We start from the raw sequence: 13,944 nt of genomic DNA on the forward strand, positions 1-13,944 counted from the left end.
TTAGGAGCCGCCCCAAAGAACGCTGAACGCCTAGAAAAACCAGCCATAGGAATGTAATCCTTTACCCAGCAGATTCACACCAAGATAGCAAATCCAGACTACTATAAATCCTGTTGCCGCTAAAATGGCCGGTCGCCGTCCTTGCCATCCACGGGTAATCCGAGCATGAAGATAGGCCGCAAACACTAACCAGGTAATTAATGCCCAGGTTTCCTTAGGGTCCCAACTCCAATAAGAACCCCAAGCCTCATTTGCCCATACCGCCCCAGCAATAATCCCGATGGTGAGTAAGGGAAAGCCCAATCCAATGACGCGATAGCTGATATTGTCGAGAGTATCGGCAAGGCTGAGGCGTACAGGGGAGAGAGTGGCAACCGTCGATATTTCTGCAACCGATGAGGCTGATGGGGTCGCTACATCGAGAACCGCTGTATTCACGGCACCCTTGTCGGCTTGCCAACTGTCTAAGGTTGGAGAATGATTGGCGATGACTGGGGTTTGGGGCTGTGGGTTTTCACCATTACGTTGCAGTCGGTAAGAGGGACGAGCCGCTTGCTCATTCTTGGTGCGATAGCCACCCGTACCCACAGAACTGCCTCGAAGCTCGACGTTTTCACCACGAGTCACAACCAAAAAGGCGATCGCCAACAGTGAACCCACCATCAGTGCGGCATAACTCAGCATCATCACGCTGACATGCATCATCAACCAATTGGATTTTAGAGCCGGAACCAGTGGCTCTGAGTGCTGCATTTCTGAGGGCAGTGTTAGGGCGGCAAATGCCGTGATACCCATCGCCACCGGTGCTGTAACAACGCCTACCAATCGGCTGCGACTCATGTTTTCGGCAATCAGATGAATCGTGGTAATTCCCCAAGTCAGGAAAAACAGAGATTCATAGAGATTGCTCAAAGGAAAGTAACCAGCCTCTAGCCATCTGGCACCGAGTAAAGTGGCGATGCAGAGGTTAGCGATCGCCATCCCGGTTGTTGATAACACGGATAGATAGGGAATTGTCGGAAACGCTGCGCCGATCCAATACATCAACATCGTCACGAACAGGACGAGGAAGGACGTATTATCTAATTTGTTCTGGAGTTCAACCAGATCCATAAGGTGTTCTCTCTACTCAGTTTATGAAAATTCAATGATTGCCACGTCACTACTATCCTATCGGTTCCTTTCACCCTCAAGAAAGAGAAGTGGGGGAGCTGGGGCGTTGGGGAGCAGGGGAGCGGGGGAGCGGGGGCGCTGGGGCGCTGGGGAGCGGGGGAGTGGAGCCGAAGCTAAGCGTGAGCATGGGAGGGGTCAAGGCGATTGGCTGGGAGATGCCTCAGGGGTTGGCGGCAAAGAAGGGCTAATTGAAGGCGTCTGAGCTGTTGGCGATACAGAAGGACTGATGGAAGGGGCAGGGGATATCTGTGGCACAGATGGGCGGCTGGGGCGAGTCTGAGGGGCGGCTGGAGTACCTGGAATCTGAGAAGGGTTCTCAGGAATAGGAGTGGGGCTGGGGATTATAGCCGTTTTTAGCTGCACAGAAGGACTGATGGAAGGGGCAGGGGATATCTGTGGCACAGATGGGCGGCTGGGGCGAGTCTGAGGGGCGGCTGGAGTACCTGGAATCTGAGAAGGGTTCTCAGGAATAGGAGTGGGGCTGGGGATTATAGCCGTTTTTAGCTGCACAAATAGGTCAAAGCGGGTACTTTGTTTGTCACGAATCGCCCCCGTGAACCCGATCGCACGAATGGCCTTCGCCAACAGTTTTCGCTCCGGAGGTAGGATTTTTTGCAGGTTCAGATTACTGCTGTTGATGGTGCGATCCACATCCAAAAAAAACTGACCATTATTGGGATTCGGCTGGGTTGGTACAGCTTGCTGAAATAGCGGAGTTTGAATCAGGGGCACTTGGGGTTCAGGCAGGATAGAATCGGCAATTGGTGCCCCTAGGGTTAAGAAGACGATGCTGCCCTCTAACCAGCCATGAGTCGCACTCACTCCCCCGTAGGGTGAGAGCCAACTAACCACAGGTTGATTTCCCAGCTTTGTGGGTTCCACCTGAAATCCATAGCGAGTTGCCATTACTTGGTCGAGTTGCTTAAGGGTGGCTTCAGCACGGGCGCGATCGCGTGCTTCCAACATCAACACCACACCGGCTCCTAGTGGCGGAGAGGCTTGATTTTCGGGAAGGGTCAAACTTTCTGGAGAGGCCGGAATCAGAGCCAGAGAAAACTCATCTCCCATCCAAGGGAGTAGATCGTTCTCAAAATCTAAGCCTAAAAATCCCTTGAAAGCCGTATTCAAATTTTCGGGTGTAATCGGCAAAAGCGGATTCGACTCCGTCCCTTGGGCGAAATCCTCCCATAATTGTCTTAAATTACCCCCAGCCAGCATTAACAGCGTATCGGCTGGCAAGCGTCTGGGTAAACGTGGGGTTGTATTCTCAACATTGTACTTTTGAGTGCTATTGGGTTTCAGCCAAGAAATCCCCTGAAAACGCATCCCCTGGGATTCTAAAGTTACCGTCGTCGCCACCCCCTGTATTTGTTGAGCCTCTGCCATTTTTTCCGGAGAGAGGTTACGCCCTGAATTCGCCGCGAGTACGGCTGAGAACACAGGCATATTCAAATACAATTGGGCAAAGGGTTTAGTGCTATTAACTTTCGGCAATGCCTCCAAATACCCTGGCGTCGCAGCTACAGAGGAACCCCCTTTAGAGGTATCAATGACCCGTTCCGTGATTTTAGGATTATTCGTAACGACCAAGAAACGCCCCAGCAAAGCGATGGAATAATTCTGGGCATTGCTTTTGTGAGTTTCTCTAATCGGAATGCCTTTGTAAGTTCGTTCAAAAAACTGCGTGGCTTTCTGAGACTTGGCTTTTTCCAATAGTTGCTGAGCCTGAGTGGGGCTTTGCATCGGCAATACAATCAGATCAGGAAGCAATGACCTGCCGAAGAGAGGTGCTTTCCCTGGAGAAGCTCCCGGCATGGGTGCCCTAGACTCCAGATAGGCAATCATGACGGTTTTGCTCAACCCCGGTTGGATATCTCGCTCATAGTTATAGCCATTGGCTGTTATAAGATTATTTTGCAGTTGGGTGAGCTGTTGGTTCAGAGCCGCTTTCGTTTCCGGTGTGCCATAGAGCTGCAACTGCTGCCAGGGCGCTGCATCCGTAGAAATTGACGCTGTGAGCAGGGCGTCTTGGGGAATCAACTGGGAACCGAGTGGGGCATCTCCCAGAACCGGTTTTCGCTGCACGAGCAGCCAGTAAGCGGTTACACCACCGCCGATGAGTAAGACTGCCGCACCCAATCCTAGCAGCAGCAACTGTTTATGTTTCTTCAGCATGAATGAGAGCTTTAATAGGCAGTGCCATTGCCAATTTACCAGTGGATAGCACTAAATGTTTGCGGAATTCAAACGAAGGAGCTAGGGTGTCGAGACTGGGGACTAGATCATGCAAAATGTTCCGTTTCAATTAAACAGCTATCAAGTCTTTGTCTAAGCTCTCAAGGGTCAGAAATATAATCTTATTGACCTGCTAGCTCCAAAAGGCGGATATGCGAACCCAAAGAATTGGACTTATTGCCTTTCTCTCCCTCCTTGCTACCCTGGCGGTTGACAATTTTCAATTCATCCAAAATCCCAAATCTAAAATCCACAATTTTCAGGTGTTGGCTCAAACCCCAGATGCTCGGAAATCGGAAGCAGACCGACTGGGAAAGCAAGGTGAGGAGCAGTACATAACCAAGCAGTTTGAGGCCTCTCTCCAGTCTTGGCAACGAGCATTAGATCTGTACCGAGAAATCAAAGACCGCCAAGGTGAGGGCGCTGCCTGGGGCAACCTGGGAATGAATTACTATGAGCTGAGGAACTATCCCAAAGCTATTGAATGCTTCCAGCAGGTATTGGCAATCGCTCGCGAACTTAGTGTTCACCAGGTGGAGGCAAACTCTTTGAAGGGTTTGGGACTGTCTTACAGTGCAATGGGGCATTATTCCAAAGCCATTGAGTACTATCAGCAGATTTTGGCGATTGTCCAAGAACGCAAAGACCGTTCGTCAGAGGGGTATCTTGTGAAACAGCTGGAGATGGATTTAGAGGAGGATGCTTTGAACAATCTGGGGGTAGTTTATCTTCGTTTAGGTGACTACCCCAAAGCGCTTGAGTACTACCAGCAGAATTTAGTGCTTGTCCGAAAACGCAAATATCGTCAAGCAGAGGGGACTGCTTTGAATAACCTGGGGGTGGTTTACCTTCGTCTAGGTGACTACCCCAAAGCGCTTGAGTACTATCAGCAGTGCTTGGTGATCGCACGAGAAATCAGGGAATATCAGCAGAGCTTGGCAATCGCCCGCGAACGTGGAGACTATCAGATGGAGGAAACTGACTTAGATAAGCGAATAGAACTGATGAGATCAACTGGCTCTATCCAGCTCAGCCTTTGGCTTGCGCGTCAAGCAGAGGGTGTTGCATTGGACAATCTAGCAGTAGCTTACCTCGGTCTAGGTGACTACCCCAAAGCGATTGATTACACTCAGCAGAGCTTGGCGATCGCAAAGGATATTAAAGACCGCAACGGCGAGGGGCTGGCTCTGGGTACTTTAGGGCTGACTTACCTTTCCCTAGGAAACTATGCTAAAGCGATTGATTACCAGCAGCAGAGCTTGGCGATTGTACGAGAAGTTAAAGACCACCAAAGCGAAGGGACTGTTTTGAGCAATCTAGGTTATGCTCTCCGCAAATCTGGCAATCTGGCAGCCGCAGAGAAAACCCTAAGCGATGGAATTAAGATTTGGGAATCTCTGCGAGCTTCATTAGACGGGAACGATGCAAATAAAGTCTCAATTTTTGAACAGCAAGCTAGAACCTACCGCCAACTGCAAGAGGTTCTAATTGCTCAAAATAAAACTGATGCGGCTCTAGAAATTGCTGAAAGGGGTAGAGCCAGAGCTTTAGTAGAGTTAGTGGCAAGGCAATTATCTACTAACCCAACAGAGCAGTCCCCCAGTACTCCGCCCAATATTGACCAAATTAAACAAATTGCCAAAGCTCAAAATTCTACCTTTGTTCAGTATTCGATTATTTACGATGAGTTCAAAGTTCAAGGTAAACAACAAACCAAAGAATCAGAACTCTATATTTGGGTCATCAAACCCACAGGTGAAGTGACCTTTCGTTCATCTGACCTAAAACCCCTGTGGCAGCAACAAAATGCAACACTAGCAAACCTCGTTACTGTAGCCCGTGAATCTATCGGCGTTAGAGGGCGTGGCTTAGGCGCAATTGCCAGACTGGATGAAGCAGACCAAACCAAACGTTTTCAGCAACTCCATCAACTGCTGATTGAACCGATTGCCGACCTTTTACCCACCGATCCAAATGCCCATGTTGTCTTCATCCCGCAAGAGTCCCTATTCCTGGTTCCCTTCCCAGCATTGCAAGGTAAAGACGGCAAATACCTAATTGAAAAACATACCATCCTCACCGCCCCATCCATTCAGGTACTCGAACTCACTCGTAAGCAACGCGAAAATCTACCCCCTTTTGGTAAGGGGGGGTTGACAGGGGATGCCCTCGTTGTCGGAAATCCGATCATGCCCAGCATACCGCCAGCACCCGGAGAAAAGCCGCAACCGTTAGCCCCTTTACCCGGCGCACAAGAGGAAGCGCTGGCAATTGCCCCTCTTTTAAACACCAAAGCCATCATCGGCAAAGATGCCACCAAATCAACCATTGCTCAACTCATGCCCAAAGCCCAAATTATCCATCTTGCCACGCATGGAATATTAGATGATGAGCGAGGAATCGGAAGTGCGATCGCGCTTGCCCCTGATTTATCCTATAAAGAAGACATAGGGACGGTTAACGGCTTACTCACGGCGGAAGAAATCCTCGACATGAAACTCAATGCCGATTTAGTTGTCCTGAGTGCCTGCGATACAGGTAGAGGCAAAATTACAGGGGATGGCGTGATTGGTTTATCTCGCTCCTTAATCTCAGCGGGTGTCCCCAGTGTTCTAGTATCGCTTTGGTCAGTGCCAGACGCGCCTACAGCGGAGTTGATGAGAGAATTTTATCAAAACCTGCTCCATAACCCCGACAAAGCCCAAGCCTTGCGACAGGCCATGCTGACGACGATGAAAAATCACCCCAACCCAAAGAACTGGGCAGCATTTACCCTTATTGGAGAATCCGATTGACATTTCCTACGTTCAAAGGAATTCTCGAACCCCAACTTGAGGCGTCGCCAGATATCGATAGAGTGTATCTCGTTGCTGGTAAGGACGCCCTAAAGAACTAATCGCCTGCTGCAACGTTTCCACCTCCATGCAGGTGCCTCCCTTAGCCCCCGCCATTGTGGTGATATGCTCTTCCATCAAGGTGCCGCCAATGTCATTACAGCCCCATTCGAGGGCTTCTGTCGCCCCATCCAAACCCAATTTCACCCAACTGGGTTGATGATTGCCAATCCAATTACCCAGGAAAATCCGAGCAACGGCTGTTAACAGCAGAGCATCTTCTAACACTGGCTGATTTCGTCCAACCCGGCGACGGAGGGGTTTGGGGGCTTCTTGACCCACGAAGGGCAGCAGGATAAATTCAGTGATATTACTGAGATAGCCCCGATCGCGAGCGATTTGTTGGAGCGATCGCAATTTCTCCAAATGCCCCATCTGCTGTTCAGGTGTTTCAATGTGTCCTGAAAGCATCGTGCTGGTGGTTGGCATTCCTAAGCGATGTGCCGTTCCCACAATCTCTAGCCAGGTGGCTGTATTCGTCTTCTCTGGGCACAGAATCCGCCGGACGTTATCATCTAAAATCTCTGCTGCCGTTCCCGGCATAGAACCAACACCCGCTTCTTGCAGTGCGGTAATGACTTCGGCATAGCTAATTCCGTCATGATCGGCGATAAACTGTACTTCTTGGGGAGAAAAGGCGTGTAAGTGCAGGTGAGGTTCTACCTCCTTAATAGCTTTAACCAACTGCTGGTAATGGGGCAAAAAGGCACCGTTAATTTTTGCCTCTGGGTTCAGTCCTCCCTGCATACATATTTCCGTAGCACCCCGCTGCACGGCGTCCCTTGTTTTTTCCTGGATTTGCCCCCAATTGAGCCAATACGCACCGTCTTCACCTGCATCACGGCGGAAGGCACAGAAGCTACAGTGCTGTTCGCAGATATTGGTGAAGTTGATGTTGCGATTGATCACGTAGGTTACAGTATCCCCGACTTGCCGCTGACGTAGTTGGTCGGCTGTCTGGCGAATGGCTGCGATCGCTTGTGGTTCGGTTTGCTTGAGGAGTAAAACGCCATCTTCTGGCGATAAGTCTCCACCGGAAGAGGCACGGTTCAGAATAGTATCAACGGTTTTAGTAATCACGGCACATCCGGAAAAACCAGGTCATGTCCTTTTATATCCTTTTATATTTGGGATTTTGGATTTTAAAAGCTTTACCAGTAGGTCGTTTCAGAGCTTTGAATATCACAGCGCTCAACCCAAATGGTATCACTCATTTTAATTTTGACAAAAAATAGTCATTCTGACTTGGACAGCTAACTTCATAGCTCTCAAGTCTGTAACTGTTGCTCCAACTCACTGAAACCGTGGAACACAACAATATTTCCGCTTATTTTAAACCTCTAGGTTCAGCAATGAGGCTAATTCGATTCGCTAAAATATAAAATTCAAAATCGACTGATAGGACAAAATACATAGAGATAATATGTACCTCAACACTCTTTATTTACTAGATAAATGTATTAATGAAAAGATTTTCATAACTTGAGTTATCGCCAAAAAAAGATGAGTATTTTTATACTTTTCAGGGAAATTAATGGCACAATTATTTCTGTGTATAGTTTCTAGGCTGTGAAATTAACTCTTCAGCGCGAGGCTTCGCTCACACCAAATCACTACTTGCGAATATTCTCTGATCGAAGTCACAAAAAAGGCGTGATATCATCGATATATAAAAGTGATTTAAATGGGTTTAACCCTTTTCCAGTCAAAATAAGAGAGCTACGTATATTTACGGAAATACGCATATATACTGAGAGAACTTACGCGGCTTGGCGTAGGCGGAATCAACCTGAATGAAACCATAATATATGTAATGAGTGCTACAGAATACAGAAAACAGAACAATGCAAAGAACAGTCGCCCCCTTAAGCCAGTCCAAATCCCAGTATTCTTTTGAGATGTCAGACAATATTTACCAGCAGTTAGGGAGCCTTTCAAGCACAACCATCTCTCTTCAGTACGGACCGACTAGTTTTCTAACGTTCAAAGTTTATGAAGCTAGCGAAGGAATGATCCAGCGCCAAGGAGGTGAAGCGATTGCGCTTCAATGTTTGATTCGCGGCACTGTTTATAAATTGACCCACGAACATTTATACCAGCTCAGCAACCGTGAATTGAGTGAGCTACTCAACCACTTAGGAATTCAAGACAAACACTTCAACCTTGATTAGATAGCCTTCCTTCATCGGGATACAAAAATTAATTCCTTATGGATGCAAGGAAGCTTTTCACTAGCTTGGATATAGGGATAGTTCAAGCTTCTAGCTACTTAAACCTGCATACGGCTAGAAGCGTTTCAATAGAGTACTTACGTAATGTTTGCTTGGTAGGGTAGGTATAGCCTACCCTCGGAGTATATTAGAGCCAAAAAAATAAATTAGCAAAAAATTGAATTATTTATAACGGTATATTTTTTAGATATATTTTCTTCATTTTAGAGTTATCTTACTGAATATCTTCTCGCTCTGTTTGCTCCTCCGTTTCTCGAAGAGCCTGTTGAGGTGACTGGCGGCGGCGTCGATACCAATGAGCTCCGCCCACCAGAAGCCCTGTTAACGCCAATGCTCCCATTAACGGCAAATAATCACCAGTTTTCCTTGCTTGTAAGCCGGAACTTCCGATCATCACGAAAGGCAACACACCTGGAACTGTGCCCATCACTGTACCGAGGAAGTAGTCTCGGAAACGAATTGAGGTCAAACCCGCCGCAAAATTCACCAAACCATAGGGAATCATCGGCAATAGCCGAATGGCAAACATATAAAATAATCCACCCTGACGCATTTCAGCATCCATCGCTTGCCAGGGTCCGGCTAACCTTCGAGATCGAGCAATTGTTTCTCTTCCCACCGTGCGGGTAAAGGCAAACGACACCACTGCCGCAATGATTGCCGCAATAGTAGTCCAAAGTGTACCTAGCCAAAGACCAAAAATTGCGCCACCTGTAAGATTTAGAGGCGTTGAAGGCAATATCAATAGGGTTGCCACTATATAGAGAGCAATATAGATAATAGGTGCCCAAATCCCTGCCTGATTCAGCCATACCTGAAGTTGTTGGGGGTCAATACCCCCTAGAAAATATACTGCTAATCCTGTTACCAGAATGCAGAAGACGATGAGCAGGAAAATACCGCTTTTGACGTTCAAAACAACACTCCTCTTACAGTCTCGACACCTTCAAAAATCAGAGTTTTGTTAGTCACGATTTTGATCTAGTGCAGCATGGCAGAAATAACTGACCAGCTAAAATCTCCCCTGTCCTCGTATGAGCTCCGGCCCCGCTCCCCCGCTCTCCTGCTTGCACAGAGGTGGTCAGAAACTTTTGCCGAGCTGGTCTAGTTAGGCGGATTGGGTATCAGGGCTTGGAATCTCATCAGTGTATAAGCCGCTCTCTTTGAGAGCATAACCTATTGACTGCTAATGCTAATCATAGAACCGAAACGGTTAATGCCTTGGGAAAGAAGGTTTTACCACCTCTGAGAAGAGTGAGGGAATAGGAGCGGTGATGAGAGCTAGACTAAATCAGCAAAAAGCTTGCTAAGCTGCATAGCAGCTTATTTCTGCCATGCTGAACCAAGAGTAGAAGTTCGGGTGTTTCTAGGGAACTCGTTGTCAAGGATTTTGGGTCTTGAGTGTCAGGAGAGAGGTATTTTACTGTAGCCTAACGGCAAAATAGAGTCTGTTTTTTTGAGCGTCAGAAGATCAAACTCGGTGGGGTTAGAAAAAAATTTTAGGTTCATGGCACCATAAACCCAGATGAGCCTTTACTCTGAACAAGGAAAGACTTTCTCGATTGCTGCGATCGCCCCGCAAGGGACAGTACTATCGGCAATCGTTCTGTACTTGTCATGTCCAGAAGCCTCAAACCCCTGCGTGTAACCCTTGAGATGTGCTGAATGAGTACCAACCAACTTCACTCCCTTCTACCCGTGCCCTCAGGCTCGTTGCAAATTCCTGCTTCTGCATTTACCTCATCAGAAGGCGATGATTCTCTGGAGTCACCGCTCAGGGTAAAGCGGAGTTATGCCATAGACAATAGGTCAATCATTCCTATAGGTTTGGGGAATAGCCCGATTCTTTTGTCGATGGTGATTCCAACCTATAACGAGAGTAACAATATTCAGCTCCTCGTTCAGCGCCTGAGCCAGTTGTTAGATAACGTCATTCCAGGGGCTTACGAACTAATTATCGTGGATGACAATAGCCCGGATCTCACCTGGGAAATCGCGACAGCGCTGATGCCAGAGTATCCACAACTCCGAGTCATGCGCCGAATTGAGGAGCGAGGGCTGTCTACTGCCGTTATTCGGGGTTGGCAGGCGGCACGAGGAGAGGTTTTGGGCGTGATTGATGCCGACCTCCAGCATCCTCCGGAGTTGTTATTGAAGCTATGGGGAGAAATTGCGCGGGGAGGTGATTTAGCGGTTGCTAGTCGCAATGTGGACGGCGGAGGCGTCAGTGATTGGAGTCCGATCCGGCGATTTTTATCGCGTGGTGCCCAAACGTTGGGGTTAATTATTCTTCCAGAGGTAATCGGTCGTGTCTCTGATCCCATGAGTGGCTACTTTATGGTACGCCGCAGTTGCATTGCCGATCGCACCCTCAGTCCACTGGGCTACAAAATTCTGATTGAGGTGATTGCCAGAGGGAACGTGCCCTGGATTGGGGAAGTGGGTTATGTCTTCCAAGAACGTCAAGCGGGTGAGAGTAAGGTAACAGCAAAACAATATGTGGATTATCTGCGCCACCTCGTCCGCTTGCGACTTTCTCTGGGGCCGATTGCACGGTTTTTCCGCTTCGGTCTAGTCGGCTTCAGTGGGGTGTTTGTGGATATGGCAATTCTTTATCTGCTCAGTGACCCCACGACCCTAGGTTTGCCGCTGACCCGTAGTAAAATCATCGCCTCAGAATTTGCGATTATCAACAATTTTTTGTGGAATGATTTTTGGACGTTTGCTGATATTTCCCGTCGTCAGCCTGGATTGCGTCAGCGATTGGAACGGCTATTGAAGTTTAATTTGATTTGCCTTTCCGGATTGATTATTAATGTTTTGCTGTTAAATTTCTTGTTTAATGTTTTTGGGATCAATCGATATGTAGCCAATCTAATTGCGATCGCCGCTGTTACGCTTTGGAACTTTTGGCTCAATCTAAAGCTCAGTTGGCGTGTCACCGATGTCAATTGAGGTAACTTTTGTTGAAAACTTTCCTTTCGTCGCGCTGGTTCCACCCACTGCTGTTGTTGGTGTGGATTGCCATTGGTGCAGGCTTACGCTTTCTTGCGCTCACGGGAAAGCCCCCTTGGACTGATGAGTTTGCCACTCTCGTATTTAGCTTGGGCAATAGTTTTCAACCAGTACCCCTCGACCAAGCCATACCTCTGGCGACTCTCTTGCAGCCCCTACAACCCAACCCATCGGTGGGGGCGTCGCAGGTCATTCATCGCTTAATAACAGAAGATCACCATCCTCCCCTCTATTTTGTGCTGGCTCACTGGTGGATGCAGTTGTTCCCAAGCTCAGACGGGTATGTTTCTCTGTGGGCGGCGCGATCGCTTCCTGCCCTTTTGGGTGTGGTATCCATTCCAGCGGTTTATGGCTTGGGCTGGTTGGCCTTTCGCTCACGGTTGGTGGCTCAACTAGCCGCCGCCATGATGGCGGTTTCACCCTATGGCGTCTTTCTCACTCAAGAAGCTCGTCATTATGCCTTAGGGATTCTCTGGGTGATTGCCTCGTTATGTTGCCTCGTGATTGCAATACAACATCTCCAACGTCGGACACCTCTACCCATAGGGGTAGTTCTGTGCTGGGTGGTGGTGAATGCCTTAGGCATCGCCACCCACTACTTTTTTAGCCTAACCCTTTTTGCCGAAGCGATCGCTCTCGTCGGATTTTGGATTCTGGGCAGTCCCTTGGCTCCAATAGGGGGAAAACGATTTCCCATTCCCCATTCCCTTTGGTGGCGGATTTACGCCGTCGCGGCTGGTACATTGGTGGGCTGTTTAGTTTGGGTACCCGTATGGCGGATGAGTTACGACTCTCAGATGACTCAATGGATTATGAGCGATGAGCGCAGCCTGTTAAGCTTGCTCAACCCCATCTTTCAGTCGCTGGCGGCTTGGATTACGATGCTAGCGCTACTGCCTGTAGAGTCGCCAAGACTGGTAGTGGTAATTACCTCTGGACTGGCGATGCTGATATTTTTCATCTGGGCTGTGCCCATTCTTTATCGGGGACTTAAAGCCCAATTAGAACTGCCGCAGACTCGCTGGACAACGGGGATTTTAGCGGGCTTTGTTTTAGGTGCGATCGCGCTATTTTTCGGGATTACCTATGGCCTAGGTACGGATCTGACACGAGGGGCACGATATAACTTTGTTTACTTCCCTGGCGTCATCGTCCTGTTGGGAGCCGCACTTGCCATGAGTTGGAATACGCCGAAAAAAGGGAAATCCTCTGCATTTAAAAGGGACAATCCTAAATCTCACCTTTTAGAAGGGGAATGGGAACATCAGGACTTATCAGGAAAACAAGAGTGGAAAAGTTTCACTCTCACACAGTCAGAGACATTCTCCCTATCCCCCCACTCTCCAGTCCCTTGGAGAAGCACTGGGAAACTCGCTGTTGCACTGATTTGGTTGATGAGTTTTTTCAGTGGCATCACCGTCATCAGCAATTTGGGTTATCAAAAATACTACCGTCCTGACCTGTTGGTGCCTGTGATTCAAAAAGCATCTTCAGCACCCATTCTCTTGGCTACAACCCACAATACCCTCGTGCAAACGGGTGAAATGATGGGGCTGGCTTGGGAGTTTAAACGTGCTATCGATGTTCAGAATTCTCGCCTTAAGCCACAGTTTCTTCTGGCACATCAAGCACAAGAACAATGTGTGCTAGTCGAGGAAAGCGCCAACCCCCAAGGGACAGCAGAGGGAGAAGAGACAGGCTGTCGTGCCTCTAAAACGCTGGGAAAAGCGATCGCACAACTCCCCCGTCCCTTCGATTTATGGCTGGTGAATTTCAAAGCGCCACTCGTCCCAGAACCCCCCAACTGTTTTGCCGAGGATATGACGCAATACCAGAGTTCAGTCAATGGCTATACGACGCGACTGTATCACTGTCTGGCTGAAGATTCTCAATCTGCCCAGAACCTTTAAGCGAGGGGAAGAAAAACAAGATGGTGTTGTTGTTCACAGCGTATGAGTTAAGCGATTCAGCCGTTCCGAATAGATTTTCATCACCTTGAGCGCAAACATGGGAGTTTCTTGCACAGCGAAGAGAAACCGCTCCCGATCCAGAAACGCCAGTTGACAGTCTGTTTTAGCGATCGCGGTATAGGTTCTGGCTCCTACTCCTACTAACGCCCCTGCCCCAAACACTTCACCGATGGTGATCGTTTCCACTACCTTGTCGTTGACTAATAGGTCAACTTCTCCTGCTAAGATGCCGTACATAAAATCACCCGAATCACCTTCCTTAAAGATCACTTGTTCGGTGGAGAACGTTTTAGGGGCGGCTTGTTTTTGCAGGAGACTGACTGTTTTTGCGGGTTCTAACATCAATTTGTAGCACAGAGATTAACGCTTCAACTGTACCAAGGCGGGGATAATCTGATTAAGTTTCCATATAAAAAGACGGTTTGT

At 48.4% G+C, this 13,944-nt stretch carries 9 protein-coding genes; 4 read left to right on the forward strand and 5 right to left on the reverse strand.

All coding sequences use genetic code 11. The features are described 5' to 3' along the window. Positions 1-30: 30 nt before the first annotated feature. Together ccsB and MIC7113_RS25510 are read right to left on the reverse strand one after the other, a co-directional pair. Positions 31-1,113 carry a c-type cytochrome biogenesis protein CcsB gene (ccsB, locus tag MIC7113_RS25505; protein ID WP_015185088.1) on the reverse strand — a complete coding sequence of 361 codons (1,083 nt, stop codon included), beginning with the start codon at positions 1,111-1,113 and terminating at the stop codon, positions 31-33. Positions 1,114-1,308: 195 nt separating this feature from the next. After that, the gene (locus MIC7113_RS25510) at positions 1,309-3,348 is read right to left on the reverse strand and encodes a DUF3352 domain-containing protein (RefSeq protein ID WP_015185090.1); all 2,040 of its coding nucleotides are present in this window, start codon (positions 3,346-3,348) and stop codon (positions 1,309-1,311) included. Between the two features lie 212 nt (positions 3,349-3,560). Between MIC7113_RS25510 and MIC7113_RS25515 the strand changes: the two genes are divergently transcribed. Continuing rightward, complete coding sequence (locus tag MIC7113_RS25515; RefSeq protein ID WP_015185091.1) at positions 3,561-6,203, forward strand: CHAT domain-containing protein; 2,643 nt, start codon at positions 3,561-3,563, stop codon at positions 6,201-6,203. Between the two features lie 12 nt (positions 6,204-6,215). Here MIC7113_RS25515 and cofH read toward each other — a convergent pair whose 3' ends face one another. After that, a complete protein-coding gene (gene cofH, locus MIC7113_RS25520; RefSeq protein ID WP_015185092.1) occupies positions 6,216-7,382 on the reverse strand; it encodes a 7,8-didemethyl-8-hydroxy-5-deazariboflavin synthase subunit CofH in 1,167 nt (388 codons plus the stop codon). 764 nt (positions 7,383-8,146) lie between these two features. Here cofH and MIC7113_RS25525 point away from each other — a divergent pair. Then, positions 8,147-8,473 carry a hypothetical protein gene (locus MIC7113_RS25525; protein ID WP_015185093.1) on the forward strand — a complete coding sequence of 109 codons (327 nt, stop codon included), beginning with the start codon at positions 8,147-8,149 and terminating at the stop codon, positions 8,471-8,473. A gap of 274 nt (positions 8,474-8,747) precedes the next feature. Here the strand turns inward: MIC7113_RS25525 and MIC7113_RS25530 are convergent, their stop codons facing one another. Next, entirely contained in the window at positions 8,748-9,449 is a 702-nt protein-coding gene (locus MIC7113_RS25530; protein WP_015185094.1) for a TVP38/TMEM64 family protein, read from the reverse strand. Between the two features lie 749 nt (positions 9,450-10,198). Between MIC7113_RS25530 and MIC7113_RS25535 the strand changes: the two genes are divergently transcribed. Next, positions 10,199-11,488, forward strand: coding sequence for a glycosyltransferase (locus tag MIC7113_RS25535; RefSeq protein WP_015185095.1), 1,290 nt, complete (start codon positions 10,199-10,201; stop codon positions 11,486-11,488). A gap of 8 nt (positions 11,489-11,496) precedes the next feature. Further along, a complete protein-coding gene (locus MIC7113_RS38310) occupies positions 11,497-13,458 on the forward strand; it encodes a glycosyltransferase family 39 protein (RefSeq protein ID WP_015185096.1) in 1,962 nt (653 codons plus the stop codon). A 33-nt stretch (positions 13,459-13,491) separates the two neighbouring features. Here MIC7113_RS38310 and MIC7113_RS25545 read toward each other — a convergent pair whose 3' ends face one another. After that, a complete protein-coding gene (locus MIC7113_RS25545; protein WP_015185097.1) occupies positions 13,492-13,860 on the reverse strand; it encodes a cyclic nucleotide-binding domain-containing protein in 369 nt (122 codons plus the stop codon). Positions 13,861-13,944: the final 84 nt, after the last annotated feature.

The organism is Allocoleopsis franciscana PCC 7113 (genome assembly GCF_000317515.1).
GTDB lineage: Bacteria > Cyanobacteriota > Cyanobacteriia > Cyanobacteriales > Coleofasciculaceae > Allocoleopsis > Allocoleopsis franciscana.